The 14,431-nt window shown below is 68.0% G+C and carries 15 protein-coding genes and 2 pseudogenes; 10 read left to right on the forward strand and 7 right to left on the reverse strand.

Annotated elements, in window-relative coordinates; all coding sequences use genetic code 11:
- The first annotated feature begins 54 nt into the window (after positions 1-54).
- Positions 55-477, forward strand: a complete 423-nt coding sequence (locus tag B1H19_RS00285) for a MerR family transcriptional regulator (RefSeq protein ID WP_107425821.1) — start codon at positions 55-57, stop codon at positions 475-477.
- A 711-nt stretch (positions 478-1,188) separates the two neighbouring features.
- Here B1H19_RS00285 and B1H19_RS00290 read toward each other — a convergent pair.
- Together B1H19_RS00290 and B1H19_RS00295 are read right to left on the reverse strand one after the other, a co-directional pair.
- Entirely contained in the window at positions 1,189-1,812 is a 624-nt protein-coding gene (locus tag B1H19_RS00290) for an HAD family hydrolase (RefSeq protein WP_083102272.1), read from the reverse strand.
- A gap of 311 nt (positions 1,813-2,123) precedes the next feature.
- Positions 2,124-2,657 carry a winged helix-turn-helix domain-containing protein gene (locus tag B1H19_RS00295; protein WP_083102273.1) on the reverse strand — a complete coding sequence of 178 codons (534 nt, stop codon included), beginning with the start codon at positions 2,655-2,657 and terminating at the stop codon, positions 2,124-2,126.
- A 106-nt stretch (positions 2,658-2,763) separates the two neighbouring features.
- On the opposite strand from B1H19_RS00295, the gene B1H19_RS00300 reads away from it, so the two are divergent.
- Positions 2,764-4,002: an MFS transporter gene (locus tag B1H19_RS00300; protein WP_083102274.1), complete on the forward strand. Its 1,239-nt coding sequence runs from the start codon at positions 2,764-2,766 to the stop codon at positions 4,000-4,002.
- 89 nt (positions 4,003-4,091) lie between these two features.
- Here the strand turns inward: B1H19_RS00300 and B1H19_RS00305 are convergent, their stop codons facing one another.
- The 3 genes from B1H19_RS00305 to B1H19_RS00315 form a co-directional block, all read right to left on the reverse strand.
- The gene (locus B1H19_RS00305; protein WP_203237057.1) at positions 4,092-4,259 is read right to left on the reverse strand and encodes a hypothetical protein; all 168 of its coding nucleotides are present in this window, start codon (positions 4,257-4,259) and stop codon (positions 4,092-4,094) included.
- Positions 4,260-4,409: 150 nt separating this feature from the next.
- Positions 4,410-5,147 carry a class I SAM-dependent methyltransferase gene (locus B1H19_RS00310; RefSeq protein ID WP_083102275.1) on the reverse strand — a complete coding sequence of 246 codons (738 nt, stop codon included), beginning with the start codon at positions 5,145-5,147 and terminating at the stop codon, positions 4,410-4,412.
- A 106-nt stretch (positions 5,148-5,253) separates the two neighbouring features.
- Positions 5,254-6,153: an oxidoreductase gene (locus B1H19_RS00315; RefSeq protein ID WP_083102276.1), complete on the reverse strand. Its 900-nt coding sequence runs from the start codon at positions 6,151-6,153 to the stop codon at positions 5,254-5,256.
- A 258-nt stretch (positions 6,154-6,411) separates the two neighbouring features.
- Here B1H19_RS00315 and B1H19_RS39420 point away from each other — a divergent pair.
- Positions 6,412-6,510 (forward strand): annotated as a pseudogene (locus tag B1H19_RS39420) (GNAT family N-acetyltransferase); the annotation flags it as partial.
- Between the two features lie 257 nt (positions 6,511-6,767).
- Positions 6,768-7,493, forward strand: coding sequence for a nucleotidyltransferase domain-containing protein (locus B1H19_RS00320; protein ID WP_083102277.1), 726 nt, complete (start codon positions 6,768-6,770; stop codon positions 7,491-7,493).
- A gap of 366 nt (positions 7,494-7,859) precedes the next feature.
- Here the strand turns inward: B1H19_RS00320 and B1H19_RS00330 are convergent, their stop codons facing one another.
- The gene (locus B1H19_RS00330; RefSeq protein ID WP_237288951.1) at positions 7,860-8,702 is read right to left on the reverse strand and encodes a chitinase; all 843 of its coding nucleotides are present in this window, start codon (positions 8,700-8,702) and stop codon (positions 7,860-7,862) included.
- 629 nt (positions 8,703-9,331) lie between these two features.
- On the opposite strand from B1H19_RS00330, the pseudogene B1H19_RS00335 reads away from it, so the two are divergent.
- A pseudogene (locus tag B1H19_RS00335) lies at positions 9,332-9,788 on the forward strand (MFS transporter); the annotation flags it as partial.
- 179 nt (positions 9,789-9,967) lie between these two features.
- Here the strand turns inward: B1H19_RS00335 and B1H19_RS00340 are convergent.
- The gene (locus B1H19_RS00340; protein ID WP_083102280.1) at positions 9,968-10,558 is read right to left on the reverse strand and encodes a TetR/AcrR family transcriptional regulator; all 591 of its coding nucleotides are present in this window, start codon (positions 10,556-10,558) and stop codon (positions 9,968-9,970) included.
- Positions 10,559-10,700: 142 nt separating this feature from the next.
- Here B1H19_RS00340 and B1H19_RS00345 point away from each other — a divergent pair, with 142 nt between their 5' ends.
- The 5 genes from B1H19_RS00345 (at position 10,701) to B1H19_RS00365 (ending at position 14,431) form a co-directional block, all read left to right on the forward strand.
- Positions 10,701-12,227 (forward strand): FAD-dependent monooxygenase, encoded by a 1,527-nt coding sequence (locus tag B1H19_RS00345; RefSeq protein WP_083102281.1) that lies wholly within the window; start codon positions 10,701-10,703, stop codon positions 12,225-12,227.
- A 157-nt stretch (positions 12,228-12,384) separates the two neighbouring features.
- Entirely contained in the window at positions 12,385-12,777 is a 393-nt protein-coding gene (locus tag B1H19_RS00350) for a VOC family protein (RefSeq protein WP_083102282.1), read from the forward strand.
- 65 nt (positions 12,778-12,842) lie between these two features.
- A complete protein-coding gene (locus B1H19_RS00355) occupies positions 12,843-13,502 on the forward strand; it encodes a CatB-related O-acetyltransferase (RefSeq protein ID WP_203237058.1) in 660 nt (219 codons plus the stop codon).
- Entirely contained in the window at positions 13,499-14,020 is a 522-nt protein-coding gene (locus B1H19_RS00360) for a Vgb family protein (protein WP_083102283.1), read from the forward strand. The genes B1H19_RS00355 and B1H19_RS00360 overlap by 4 nt, the downstream gene beginning before the upstream one ends.
- Before the next feature lie 63 nt (positions 14,021-14,083).
- Positions 14,084-14,431, forward strand: a complete 348-nt coding sequence (locus B1H19_RS00365; protein ID WP_083102284.1) for a YciI family protein — start codon at positions 14,084-14,086, stop codon at positions 14,429-14,431.

Below are 14,431 nucleotides of genomic sequence, written 5' to 3' on the forward strand. Positions count from 1 at the left end.
CCGCTGACGCTACGATCTAGAGCGAGGTCTAGATCAAATCCAGGAGTGAGCGGCATGACCACCACCGAGGCGGCCGTGCCGTCGCTGAGCATCGGCGAGGTCGCCGAGCGGACGGGACTGAGCGTGCACGCCCTGCGCTTCTACGAGCGCGAGGGCCTGCTCGTCGGACCGGTCCGGCGCACATCAGGCGGCCGACGGCGCTACACCTCCATCGATGTCGAATGGCTACTGATCTGCGTCAAGCTCCGCGAATCCGGTATGCCGCTCGCCGACCTCAAGCACTTCGCCGAACTGGTCCGCCGCGGACCAGGCAACGAGGCGGATCGTCTGCGACTGCTCGACGCCCATCGACAGCGCGTCGACGCACAGATCCAGGCGCTGGAGGAGTGCCGGTCCGTCATCGCCTGGAAGGTCGGCGTCTACGCCGAGCACCTCGCCCGCGGTGAAGCCGACGGGCTCTGGGACCCGACAACCTGAGGCAAGCATGGGCAACCGCGTCGTTGCGCTGTGCCAGCCGCGGTGCGACAAGCCCTGGCTCGGCGACCGCAAGGGTCTGCCAGCCGGAAGTGTCACCAACGTCCTGACCCGCAACACCTAGTGGCCCTAGTGGTGCGATGTCTGGCGACAACACGGCTGGGCACCCGATCCCCTGCGTGAGCCCCCATGACCGAACCGTTGTCCTGTCCCTGACGAAGATCCACCGCTACCCCGGCTGACAGTCACCGAATTAGGCCCACCCCACGCTGCTTGCCTCATCCTCACAGGCATGGGCGCGGACGGACTCCGAATGCCATCGCCAGCACCACGCGAACGACGGCAAACGGACCACACCGTGCTGATCTGCGAAGCCCACGGGGCTTGCTTGAGCCGAGCTGCGGGGAAAGCCCGCACGGTCGGTTCTGAGGGGGTCGGGGCCAGCAATGGGCTCCGGCTTCCCGACCGGCACAGCTAGAAGGGTTCGGCCGCCTGGAGCAACCGATGCGGCAAGGAGGGACACTCGACCCGGATCGTCCAGCCCCTGCGGCGGGCGTGGCAGGTTGCATCAGCAACCGCGCGGACCCATGCGCCACAACCACAACCACATCACGCTTCTGGCTGCAATTGACCCCGCCGGGCTGCACGACATGCTCACCCCAGTGACGCCGGCACCGCCCCATGATCACGGTTCGGGCTGTCGGGCAAGCGGCGTCAGTCGGGGAACGATACTTCCCCGTTCAGATGGTCCGCGATGCGCGCGATGGTCCCCGCGTTCTCCTCGAACAAGTGCGCCCGCATGCCGACTGCCTGGGCGGCCTCGACGTTGGCCGCGACGTCATCGACGAACAGACAGTCCTCCGGGCGCACCCCCAGCCGGGCACAGGTCACCTCGAAGGCACGCGGGTCGGGCTTGCAAACGCCGATCTCGTGGGAGTAGACGATCTGCTCGACCAGTTCGTCAAAGTGATACGCGGCTACCTCCCGCTCCCGGGCACCGACGAAGCTGTTGCTCAGGATGCCCAACCTGCAGCGCGACCGCAGACCCCGTACATGCGTGATCAGCTCTTTGTTCGGCGTTCCCAAATACTCGGCCCACAGATCCGCCATGAAGGCTTCCACGTCAACAGCGTCCAGATGGAGGCGTTCAGCCACCTGATCTTGCACCTCAGCCTGGCTGGCCGCCCCGATACTGCCCGCCTGCCAGACCTCTCCCAGCCGCTCGTGCACAGCACCCGTCGGCAGCCCGAGCCTCTGTTCCCAGCGTCCAACCCACCCTGTCTCGGGAGTGAGCTCCAGCACTCCACCGATATCGAGAATGACGCAGCGCGAGTCCAACGGAGTCCCCCTCGTTCATTGCGTGGTCGAGCCACCGGCGCGCACGCAGTTCGTTCATGTGAGCCATGCACACTGTCGGCCTTCACCGCAGGGCAAGGTCAAGGAACAAGCAGCCCCCGTGACAGTCCTGTTGAAAGCCGCCCCCGTTCCCGCTGAACATGCAGGGCGATGGCTCACGCCCCCTCCCGCAAGACGCAAAGCGGATCTGCACAGATCGACCTCCCGACAGACCGACGCGCTCTGTGTCCCCCAGGCCATAGCCCGGCCCGACGCACGGTCACAGTTCGGTGGCAAACCGTCAAACTTCACTGTCACAGGTCAGACGGCTCTTGGGCGCGAGCGTGCGGCGTCTCTTGCATGGGAAAGGCCATCAGGGTCAGGCTCACGGGCATCGTCCCGGGCGAGCGCGGTGGGCGGGCGGCGTCGTGGAGTTCAGCCGCGAGGTCGGCGAGCTTCTGCCGGGCTTGTTCCCATACCTCCGGCTCCATCCACAGTTCCGCATCGACCGTCACCCCTCTGCCTTCTGGGTGCCGGCGCGTGGCGCGCTCCTTGAGCGTGTGGGCCAATGCCGCTCCCAGTAGCTGCGCCTCGTTCTGGTCGGACAGCGGTGATCCGTGGACGGTGCGGTATCGGCGTTCTCGGCCTCCACGGCGGGTGCGCTCCTCGGCCAGTTCGACCAAGCCGACGGCGTCCAGGCTCCGAAGGTGCCGACTGGCCAGGGCGTGGGAGATGCCCAGCTCACGGGAGAGTTCGGCGGCGGACATCGGTCCGGGCCACATGAGCGTGAGCATCCGCAGCCGCACGGGATGGGCAAGCGCTCTCAGGACGGGGTCTGCGTCGGTCACGCCAGCCAGTAAAGCGCATGCCGGCCATGGCCGACACCTACCCCCAACGCAATTGTTGGGGGTAGGGTGCGGCAGCCCGGCAACGGCGTGATGAAGGGGGCGGGTTATGGCCGTGGGCCTGTTCAGGGTGGTGCGGGATCGCAATGCCCGTGTCTATATGGCGGGAGTGATCATCTCCGGTTTCGGGGATTCGGCCATGCTTCTGGCCGCCGGGGTCTGGGTGAAGGAACTCACCGACTCCAACAGCCTCGCCGCCTTGGTGGGCTTGTGCTCCTGGGCACCCGCCTTGGCCGGACCGTTCATCGGCACTCTGGCCGACCGCATGCGCCGCCGCACCCTCTTGATCGCCACGAGCTTGGCCCTGACTGTGGCCATGACGGCACCGCTCGCCGTGCGTTCTTCGCGAGACGTCTGGTTGCTCTTCGCCGTGCTGACCATGGTGGGTACGGGATCGGTGCTCATGGACGCCGCCGAGACGGCGTTGATCGCATCAGCCATTCCCGGCGAACTGCGAGGGGACTTCAACGGCCTGGTCCGGACCGCGATCGAGAGCAACAAACTGCTCGGTCCCATCGTTGGCGCCGGCCTTTTCACCGTTCTCGGCGGACCCACCGTCGCTCTGCTGGACGCGCTGTCCTTCCTCCTGGGCGCGGCCGCATTCAGCCTGATCCGCGTGCGTGAATCCATGCCCGCGCACCGGCCACGGCAGAACTGGACCGCAGAGACCGCGGAAGGGATCCGCTACCTGTGGGGGCATCCAGTGCTGCGGTCCCTGGTTGTCGCGGGCGGCTGCGCCATGGCGGCATCGAGTCTCAGCAGCGCGGCCACGTACGCGCTCCTCGACATCGGGCTGCATCAGCCCGCGGCATTCGCCGGTGTCCTCAACTCCGTCCAAGGGCTCGGGTCAGTCGTCAGCGGCGTGGCAGCCGGCGCGTTCCTGCGCCGCGTTCCGGCACGCGCCCTGTCGGCCATCGGGCTCACCCTCTTCGCTCTCGGGGCCCTGGCCCGGCTCACTGGTCTCGTCCCCGTCGTGCTGGGCGGCAGCCTGCTCATCGGCCTGGGCCTGCCCTGGCCGCTCATCAGCGCACTGACCACAGTCCAGAAGGAAACGCCGGACGAACTCCTCGGCCGAGTCGCGGCCACCGCGAACACCCTGCTCTTCGCCCCGACCGGTCTCGCCCTCCTCGCGGGCACGGCCATGGTTGCGGCCCTCGACTACCGGGTGCAGCTTCTCGCAGCAGGCGCGCTTGGCCTGGCAACAGCCCTGCTGCTGACGGTCACCGCCCGTACCTCACGCCGACGCGGTCCCGCCGGGCCGAGCATGGATTGCCGACGGCCTGCGTGATTGGCGCCGTGAGGGCTCTTGAGCTCATCAGGCCCACGTCGACGTGCCGGTGAATGCTGAGTGACCGTTGCCGCACCTGGGGGTGCGGGTCAGGTGCCTTGTCGACTGGCGTCGGAGGATTCGGTGTCGTTCCAGGCGATCGGCTTAGCGCCGACGGGTGCGAAGGTGATCTGCGGATCAGAGCTGTGGACCAGGCAGATCACACGGCGCCCGAACAGTGCCGCGCGGCGGGCGTTGTCGGCGATGATGTTCAACACGGTCTGGGCTGTCTCCGGATGGGCGGCGGTGAACGTGTCGAAGTCAGTGAAGACTAGGACGTGTCCGATGGGGCGCCGCTGACTCGTCGGACATGCCCTAGCTAGGCCTGCCCGGTGAGGGGATGCCTTCACGTCTCGGCGCGGCGGAACTTACGGCTTGTGGGTTACCCAGAGCAGTTCCGCCGGCCAGCGGTGTGCCCAGTCGGGTGGGTCGGTTTCGTTGTAGCCGTTGGGTGTTCCAAGTTCGGGCCGCGGCTCGATGAGGTCGTCGATGATGAGACCCGCGCCGCGCAGGACCTTGACCCAGTCGCCGTAGGTGAGCTGATAGCTGGTCGCGTCGTCGCCTTCGGCGATGGCGTTCAGCCCGAAGTAGTCCTGCTGCAGCGTCGTCACGCGGCTGGCGGCTTCGTCGTAGCAAGCTTCGAACCATGGGCTGGCGACGTTGAACACCAGGCGCCCGCCTCGGCCCAAGACGCGTGCGGCCTGCGGGACGGCCAGGTGCGGGGGCGCCCAGCTGAGCCCACCGAAGTCGCAGAACACCAGGTCGAAGCTGTCGGCGGCGAAGGGGAGTTGTTCGGCGGCGCCTTGCACTAGCGGGTAGCGGGCCGCTCCCATCGCGCGGGCCGCTGCAGCGAGTTGGGCTTCGGACAGGTCGAGCCCGACCACGGTGGCGCCCTCGGCGGCGAGCGCCCTGGACCACTGGCCGGCGCCGCAGCCGAGTTCGAGGACGCGCTTGCCGGTGACGTCGCCCAGGGCGTGCAGATGCGCGTCGGGGATGGAGTACATGCCCCACAGCCGGGGTGTGGCGCCGATTTGCGGGTCATGCTCGTGCTGGTAGGCGCTGCTGATCTGGTTCCAGAGCCGCCGGTTGGCGGGGATGCTGTCCACGTGCCGACTCCAGCACTGCCTGCCGGGGGCGGTCAACGCGATTAGGGCCTGTCTCGCCGATCACGTGCGGCTTGGGCTTGCTCCATCACGAGTGACGTGCCCGGTATCAGCATGCGGGGCGGCCGATTGAATCGAGGAGCTGGAGTTCGTCCGCCGTGAGTCGGAGCGCGCCTGCTGCCACGTTGTCGACGAGGTGCTTTGGGTTGCCCGTCCCGGGAATGGCCAGCACATGGGCACCTTGCTGCAGAATCCATGCCAGGCGGACCTGCGCAGGTGAGACGCCGTGCGCGCGGGCCACAGCTTGGACCTCGTCGTGCTCGGCCCGGATGGCTCCGGACTCGCGGCCCTGACCGGCGATGGAGAAGAAGGGCACGAAAGCGATGCCGCGCTCTGCGCATGCCCGGAGCATGTCCTTTCCGCCGGATGCCTCGATGCCGTAGCGGTTCTGGACGCAGACCACCGGTGCGATCTCCTGGGCCTGGGCCAGGTGTTCTGGGCGGGCGCCGGAGATGCCGAGGTTGCGGACGAGCCCGGCGTCGCGTAGTTCAGCGAGAGCTCCGAAATGCTCGCTGATGGAGTCCTGGCCCATGAGGCGCAGGTTGACCAGGTCGAGGTGGTCGCGGCCGAGTTGGCGCAGATTTTCCTCGACCTGGCCGCGCAGTTGGTCGGGCCGCGCCGAGGTGGCCCACTCGCCGCTGGCATCCCTGGCCGGGCCGACCTTGGTGGCGATAACGAGGTCGTCCGGATAGGGCGCCAGCGCCGAGTTGATCAGCTCATTGGCGGAGCGCAGCCGGGAGAAGTAGAACGCTGCGGTGTCGATGTGGTTGACGCCGAGCTCGACCGCGCGGCGCAGTGCGCCGAGCGCCTGACTGCGGTCTCTGGGAGTGCCCTGGTGGAAAGCGGCACTGCCGGTCAGGCGCATGGCGCCGAAACCAATTCGGTTGACCTTGAGGTCACCGAGCATCCACGTGCCGGCGGCTGCCGCAGAGACCGTTTGTGACGTCATCTATTCCATCAGCTCCATCTGATCGGCCATCGCCCTTCGACGGTTCAAGGCGCGGCGGTCCTGGAGTATGCGCAGGCGACAGGTGCGGCGGGAAGGCGCGGAGCAATGGGGGAATGTCACAGCTCGGGCGGGAATCCTGGCTGCGTACTCCGAGTTGTTACTGGTGATGGATCCGCCCAGCCTCACCGGCATCCTGTCCGAATTCTCATCAGAGAAGCCCACACCGAGGACGGGTCCGCCATCTGGAGGTGCAGCTCCTATCGGTCCCTCGGATTCGAGGCACTGGGCACACTGCCGGAAGGTCCGGATCCGAAGCACAGCTCTGTCCGACTGCACATCATGCACCGCGCCCTGTGACGTGCGATCCCACCCGATCTTGCCCCCACCACACCAATCCGGAACACCGGATCAGACAAGGGCAAGCCCCCGCACGACGGCACCATTCCTGACCGCCGGTTTTCCCTGGGATCCGGCATACGCACTCAGCTCGGCCTTTCATCTCAAAGCCTTTGTTGCCCCGTCAGATCAAGCACACCGGCCTCGACAACGTCGGCGGTAGCGACAGCACCGGCAGCTCTTGGAACGCCGACTTGAGGGCTGGCACGATGATCCCCATGAATGATCACGTCAGTGCGGCAACCCAGGCTCTGGAGCTGATCAAGGACCGTTTCCCGCACGCTCTGGGCGCCGTACTCGGCGGCTCTGCTGCCCAGGGGCGTGCTACCCCGAGCAGCGATCTCGACGTGGCCGTCCTTCTGCCGGACTGGGACACCAGCCGTCGCGAGGTAGTACGCCACAGCGGCCGTCTGGCCGAACTCTTCCTGCACACCCTCGGGGATGCTCTGGATCACTTCGAAAGAGACAGAGTCCTGCGACGCGGCACCATCCTCTTCATCTACGACCAGGGCCTGCCCCTGACCGACCCTCATGGCCACGTGTCGCGAATACGGGAAGAGGCACGAGCAGTGCTGGCAGCCGGTCCTGCGCCACTGACTCCAGCTGAGTGGGAACGGGGACGCTACGTTCTCACCTGCTTCATGGACGATCTCACGGATACCTCGCCGGACGACCGGTACGAACAGCTCTCCCTCGCCGACTTCACCCTGCGCGAGGCGGCACACCCCCTCATCGCCCACCACGGCGCCTGGACGGGCATCGGCAAGTGGCTACCCCGCAGGCTGCTCAGTGCGGACCCGGTACGAGGCAAGGCCCTGCTCGAGGGACATCAGGCCGTGGCCGAACACGCGGATCCGACATTGCTGGCGGTCGCCGCCGAGCAGATCCTCAACATCCTTGGCGGACCGCTGAGGCAGGGGTACTCGCAACCCTGGCGCGCTTGAGCTCACCTCGCCACACCGCTGAGGCCGAATGCTCGTCGAACCTGACCACTCGCAGAGGGATCCGCCGGACGAGAAAGCGCCCTTCACCTGATCCCGTGCTCCATCACAAGGCGACCGGATCAGCGAAGGCCGTGAAAGTGAGTCCGCTGCACCAGGCCGGCGTCAAGGGCACCATCACCACCGAACACGGCGGACAGTGCCGGAACTTGACCGTCCACGACACCCACCACCGCCTGACGCCCACCGCCCCCCGGGGCACACTCCCCCCCCCGCCCACCACCGGACACAGCACCCCACAACTCGCCCAGAAAACGGGAGGTTGACATGCCCCGGCACACCCGGCACGCCACCCCGTGTGGCCGTGGGTCAGTCGGCAAAAATGCGGGCGAACGCGTTCGCATCCTTCCTGACACCCGAACAGGTCGCCAGCGCCTTCGCCCGGCCACCACCCTGGCAAGGCCTGTCCCTGGCGACCGACCACATCGACAGCCGACCCAACCCCTTGGCATGAGCGAACTTCTTGAGATGCACCGCGTTGGCGGCGGTGAACACCTCGCCCTTGACATCGTTGACACCGATCATGGGCGTAACGGCGACGGTCCGCCACGCCGCGGCCTCGTCCCGGATACCCAGCGCCGCCTTGACCTGCTTGTGCGTGGCGGTGGCTGCGGCCACGGCGTAGGCGCCCATGTCGCCGTCGTAGAAGGTGCCGTAGTCCATGGCCATGATGTTGACGGTGGACAGCCGGAGCCCGTGCTTCTTCGCGTTCGCCAGCACAGCGACGGAGTGCCGGTTCAGACCCGACGGGAGCACGGGGAGGGTGAAGGAGACATCCAGGTTCCTGCGCTGCTGCTGGAGCCGTGCGACGGCCCGGGCGCGCAGGTCATTGGCCCGGGTGTCCGTCAGTGCCGGGCCCTCCAGGTCGAAGTCGACTTTCGTCAGCCTGTAGGCGTCGATGACCGTGCGGTACGCCTTGACCAGCGCGTCCACCGAACCGCAGGCCCTGGCGAGTTCGTTACCGCTCTGTCCCCCGAAGGAGACCCGTACATCGCCACCCCGGGCCCGGAGCCGGTCTGCCTGCCGTGCCACCGGGTTGGCGTCCAGCGACTGCCGGCCGCCCCACCTGGGCACGCAGCCGCCCCCCGGAGAGACGAAGGCCAGGGTGTACTCCTTCGCCCCGGTCTCCTCGGCACCCTTGAGAAGGTCCATCGAGGGCCTGAGCGAGGTGTCCACGTACGGGGAGAAGCCCGCGGGTTTCACAGTGGGTGCAGGGCTCGGGCGCTGTGTGGGTGTCCGCCCGGGGTCCCCGGGCTCGGCTCGGCCGTCGTGGCTCGTGTGCGAGGAGGGCGCCGGTTGTGGGCCGCCGGGCTTGTGCTGGACGCCGGACGAGCAACCGGCGAACAGCGCCACAGCGATAGTTACGGCCGTCGCCGCGGTGACAGTCCGGATCGGCCGACGGCTCGGTCGGGCGGCAGGCGCGCCAGCGGGGTTCGTCATCGTCGAGCTGCACCCTTCGTACCATGATGAAGTCGAGCGGTGTATGGAGTCGTGCGGTGTTTGGAGTCGTGCGGTATGCGGTGCGAAGCAGCACCGCGCGGCGGCGCCAAGGCAAACCCCGCGCCGCCGAGCAACGACTGCTTCAGCGCCTCCCCTTGACCCTTCGTACCCACCCCGCACCACACAATCCCCACAGGTGAGCCACATCACCAGCAGCAACTCCACACACCCCGGGGCCTGGGCACGACAGAACCAGCATGTGACAGCAGTTCACCACGCGCGGTGACAGCCGGCCGGCCCGCATCAGATGCTCTTTGCTGCGCAGGTCAGAACCGAGAGCGGCGCTCGCCGTCGTCACGGCCGCGGGGACGCTGCCGCGGCTGCTCTTCGGGGCGCTCGGCGGTGCGCTGGTGGACCGTTGGGACCGTCGGCGCACGATGTGGGTCATGGACGCGGCGCGTGCGGTGCTGCTCGCGACACCGGCGACAGCGGCCGCGCTCGACGTGCTGAGCATTCCGGTGCTCGCGGCCGTCGCCTTCCTGCACGGCCACGGCGGACTCTTCTTTCGACACGGCCGCCACGGCCTGTCTGCCGGATCTGCTCGGCCGCGACCCCGCGCTCCTGGAGCGCGCCAACTCCCGCTTGCGCGGCGCCCAGACCGCCATGCCCGGCTTCGCGGGACCGCCTGCGGGCAGTGCGCTGCTCGCGCTCGGCCGGGCGGTTCCGCTGCTCGCCGACGCGGTGTTGTTCACGCTCTCCACACTGCTCGTACGGTCGCTTCCCGCCATACCGCCGCCGTCCTCCTCCTGGCGATGACGGCCGTCACGGAATCCATGACCGTGCTCACCAGTCAAGTCGTTTACCGGCAATGGTCGCGTCGCGCTGACTCGACGGCGCGGTAAGGCGGCATGCATACGAAGGCGGACGGCCAAAGCTCGCCGTCAGGGGACAGTTCAGCCCCGCACGGGCAACACCCTCTAGCGCGTTTGTGGCCTGGGGCTCATCCCGGCGAAGACCGCTTGTAGGACACGGTCGATGTAGTCGTCCGTGATCGGCTGCTGCGTGATGAGGAGTCTGTAGTACAGCGGGCCGGACAGGATGTCGAAGGCCAGGCCAAGATCGAAGTCGGGCGCGATTTCGCCCTGATCCTTGGCCGCCTTGAGGCGAGCCAGGGTGTCAGCGGTCTGCGGCTCGATGAAACGCCGGTTGAGCGCGGCGGCGACCTCGGGATCGTGCTGCGCTTCGCCGATGAGGGCCCGATACAGCGGACCCCAAGGGGGTTGGGCCAGCAGGTTGACAGCCTTGTTCATCGTCTCGCGCAGGTCGGCGACGACGTCGCCGGTGTTGGGGTGGCTCAGACCCCCGGTGTTCAGGCTGAGGACCGCGTCGAGGAAGAGCAGGCCACGGGAGGACCAGCGGCGGTAGACCGTGTGTTTGCCGACGCCGGCCCTGGTCGCGACCGCCTCGATGCTGAGCTTGGCGTAGCCGACTTCCAGGGCCAGGTCGAGTGCGGCCCTCATGATCGCTTCGGTTCGGTTGTCGTGACGACTGGCGCGGCTATCGGTCATGCCACCACCTTAACGGCACGGCACGTGCCGTATTGACAGAAGGCAGCCTGTTGATCACACTTCCGATGGCGGCACGGCCCGTGCCGTGCCGGTCTGCCCTGCCAAGTCAGCCATCGAAAAACTGCGAGAGAAGTGGCCAGTGATGGACGCCGATGTGATCGTTGCGGGGGCCGGCCCGACCGGCCTGATGTTGGCCGCTGAACTGCGGTTGGCTGGTGTGCGACCGCTGGTGCTGGAGCGGCAGCCGCAGCGCCGGGACACCCCGAAGGCCGGTGGACTCGGTGGGCAGATCCTGCAACTGCTGGGCTACCGCGGCTTGTTGGAACGCTTGGAAGCGGCCTGCACCGATCCCGTTCCGGCTCCCCGGTTTCCGTTCGGCGGTGTGCATGTGGACCTCACCCGGCTGACGGATCCGCCGATGCACGCCCTGCCGCTGCCGCAACCTCGGCTTGAGCGACTGCTCGAGGACCGCGCCGGCGAACTCGGTGTCGACGTCCGCCGCGGGCACGAGGTGACCGGGGTGAGCCAGGACGACGCCGCGGTGATCGTGGACGTCCGTGGCCCGGACGGGCCGTACCGGGTGACCGGTCGCTACCTGGTGGGGTGCGACGGTGCACGCAGCCGGGTCCGTGACCGGGCCGGCATTCCGTTCCCCGGCACCGCCTACCCGGAGGTCAACCGGCTGGCCCAGATCACCCTGCCCGACACGGTGACCGTGCTCGGCAACGGCGATCTCGACGTTCCCGGCTTCGGCGCGATCCGCGCCGGTTTCACCCGGACCGACCAGGGATTGTTCGGACTCGGCGCGTCGCCGGACTCCAAGGTGGTCTCCCTCTACACCATCGAAGACGAGAGCACCGAATACGACGACGACACCCCCATGACCGTCGCCGAACTCCAGGACAGCGTCCGCCGCGTGCTCGGCGCGGACCTGCCCGTGGGGGAACCGCTTCGGCTGTCGCGCTTCACCTTCAAGGCCCGGCAGGCCGATCGCTACCGCGACGGGCGGATCCTGCTGGCCGGCGACGCGGCGCACCTGTTCCCCGCCACCGGTGTGGCGCTCAACGCCGGCATGCTCGACGCGGTCAACCTGGCCTGGAAGCTGGCCGCCGACGTCCACGGCTGGGCACCGACCGGTCTGCTGGACACGTACCACGACGAACGCCGCCTCGCCGGCGAGCGCACCATGCTGCACACCCAAGCCCAGGTGGCCCTGCGGCGGGGGCACGACCCGGCCGCCGAAGCGCTTCGCGAGGTCTTCCAGGAACTGCTCGTGGACGAGCAGCCGTTGCGCCGTATGGGAGCTCTTGTCGCCGGATCCGACATCCGCTATCCGATGTCCGGCTCCCACCACCACTCGTTGGCGGGCACCTTCGCGCCCGACCTCACGCTGCACACCGACCAGGGCACCACCAGCGTGGCCGAACTCATGCACACCGCACGACCCCTCCTCCTGGACCTCGCCGACCGCCCGGAACTCCGCGAGAGGGCCCAAGACTGGAAACAGCACGTCGAGATCCACACCGCCACAACCGACGATCGACCGGCCGATGTCCTGCTGATCCGTCCGGACGCCCACATCGCCTGGGCCACGACCATCGACGAACCGGCCGACAGTGCCGTACCCGCGCTGCGAGAAGCCCTCAGCGACTGGTTCGGCACTCCCTGAGAACGACAGCCGATCACCTCTGTGCCTGACGGCGCAGACAAGGCGCCAGCGCCGCGACGCGGAGGTCAACGGCCCACACCCCCACCGACGTTCACGCCCGACCGCCGCGCCTACCAGCGGCGACGGGCTGCGCGAAGAATCCATGAGGAGAACCATCTTGCAGATCACCGCGTCCACCGTCTCGCTCACCGTCGACGACGTCGCCGCGTCCCAGCGCTTCTTCACCAGCCACCTCGGCTATGTCGAGCAGGCCGCCGCCGAGGGGTTCGCCTCCCTGACGCGCGGCGACGCCGCGGTGGACATCGTCCTGCTCGCACGTGGCACCGACGTGCTGCCGGCCGACCAGCGCGACCAGCACGCCGCCGGCCTGATTCTCGCCTTCACCAGCACCGGTATCGAAGACGAGGAGAAGCGACTGCGCGCCGAGGGTGTCGACATCACCATGCCGCTGCGTGAAGAGCCTTGGGGCGAGCGGCTGTTCCAGATCAAGGACCCGAACGGAGTCGTCATCCAGTTCGTCGAGTGGGCCACCCCATCCGAACCTGCCTGACCGACCGCGCCAAACCGCGGACGACCCCATCCCGAAGGCCATCGGCCACAGCCCCGAAGGACCGTATGTTGTCGCCTGATCCTCATGCCGTTCACCCACTGCCGGCGCATGACCGGGTGGTGTTCCTCAAACCACTGGTCACCTCGCCGAAGATCGTCGTGGGCGAGTACACCTACTACGACGACCCGGCCGGCGCGACCGGGTTCGAGCACCTCAACGTCCTGTACGCGTACGGCCCCGAGCGTCTGGTCATCGGCAGGTACTGCGCGATCGCCACGGGAACCAAGTTCCTGATGGCGGGTGCGGAGCATCCGACGATGGGGGTGTCCACGTTCCCGTTCACCATGTTCGGCGGCCGCTGGACCGAGGAGACCCTGGACATCGTCACGTCCATGCCCAGTCGCGGTGACACGGTGATCGGCAATGATGTCTGGTTCGGTCACCAGGTGACCGTCATGCCCGGCGTACGCATCGGCGACGGCGCGATCATCGCCGCCGGCGCGATGGTCACCGCCGACGTTCCGCCCTACACGATCGTCGGCGGCAACCCGGCCCGACCGATCCGGCAACGGTTCAGCGACGCCGACGTCGATCAACTGCTGCGCGCCGCCTGGTGGGACTGGCCCGCCGACCTCGTCACCGAACACGCCCGCACCATCATGTCCGGTACCCCGGACGACATCGCCCGCATCGCCACCGAGCACGGTTTGGGGAAGCCCCTGTGAACCAGGTATCCATCGAAGAGCACGCGGTGGCCGACAGCGCGGCCGGACCCTACGCCCTCACGACGGGGCCGGACGGCGCGCTGTGGTTCACCCTCGTCCACAGTGGCGAAATCGGTCGGCTCGTCCCCGGCGAGGAGCCGACGAGCCACCGGCTCGACCCCACCTGCGGGCCGACCGTCATCACCCCCGGCCCGGACGGCGCGCTGTGGTTCGTCGAGATCGCCGCCGGTCAGCTCGGACGGATCACTCCCGACGGCCAGATCACCGAGTTCCCGCTGCCCGACCGCACCGCCCGACCCCACGCCGTCACCGTCGACAGCGACGGCACCGCATGGTTCACCGAATGGGGAGGCAACCGCGTCGGCACTATCACGCCCGACGGCACCCTCACTGTCCACGACCTGCCCACCCTTCACTCCGAACCGCACGGCATCGCCCTCGGTCCCGACGGCGCCGTGTGGACCGCATTGGAGATCGGCGCACTCGCCCGCATCGCCCCAGCGGACAGCACCACCTGACCAGACTGCCCCTCACACAGCACCAGCAGAGACCGCCCGTACGGCGGTCGGAAAGGCGCCTCCATGAAATACGCACTCGTGATCTTCGAAACGGACGAGTCACGCCGCCGGATCCAGGCCGACCGGGCGGCTTACCGCAAGGAATACGAAAGCTGGATCGGCAGCATCGCGGCGGCCGGGAAGCTGGTCGGCGGCGAGGCTCTGGAGACCGAGCACATCACGCCCGCGACGGTGCGCAAAACGGCCGGCGGGACATCAGCGGTGACCGACGGGCCCGCGCAGGCCGACGAGGAGACCCTCGGCGGCTGGTTCATCATCGAGGTGGCCGACCGAGAGGAAGCCGTCGAACTGGCCAAGAGCCTCCCCACCCCGGAGACCCTCGAGATCCGCCCGATCCTCGAATCCGCCTGA

This window comes from Streptomyces gilvosporeus (assembly GCF_002082195.1).
Classification (GTDB): Bacteria; Actinomycetota; Actinomycetes; order Streptomycetales; family Streptomycetaceae; genus Streptomyces; species Streptomyces gilvosporeus.

Coding starts and splice junctions, on each gene's coding strand:
- B1H19_RS00315 (WP_083102276.1), bottom strand. CDS start 6,153: ATGACGTCACAAACGGTCTCTGCGGCAGCCGCCGGCACGTGGATGCTC.
- B1H19_RS00320 (WP_083102277.1), top strand. CDS start 6,768: ATGAATGATCACGTCAGTGCGGCAACCCAGGCTCTGGAGCTGATCAAG.
- B1H19_RS00300 (WP_083102274.1), top strand. CDS start 2,764: ATGGCCGTGGGCCTGTTCAGGGTGGTGCGGGATCGCAATGCCCGTGTC.
- B1H19_RS00330 (WP_237288951.1), bottom strand. CDS start 8,702: ATGGACCTTCTCAAGGGTGCCGAGGAGACCGGGGCGAAGGAGTACACC.
- B1H19_RS00285 (WP_107425821.1), top strand. CDS start 55: ATGACCACCACCGAGGCGGCCGTGCCGTCGCTGAGCATCGGCGAGGTC.
- B1H19_RS00365 (WP_083102284.1), top strand. CDS start 14,084: ATGAAATACGCACTCGTGATCTTCGAAACGGACGAGTCACGCCGCCGG.
- B1H19_RS00340 (WP_083102280.1), bottom strand. CDS start 10,558: ATGACCGATAGCCGCGCCAGTCGTCACGACAACCGAACCGAAGCGATC.
- B1H19_RS00345 (WP_083102281.1), top strand. CDS start 10,701: ATGGACGCCGATGTGATCGTTGCGGGGGCCGGCCCGACCGGCCTGATG.
- B1H19_RS00355 (WP_203237058.1), top strand. CDS start 12,843: ATGTTGTCGCCTGATCCTCATGCCGTTCACCCACTGCCGGCGCATGAC.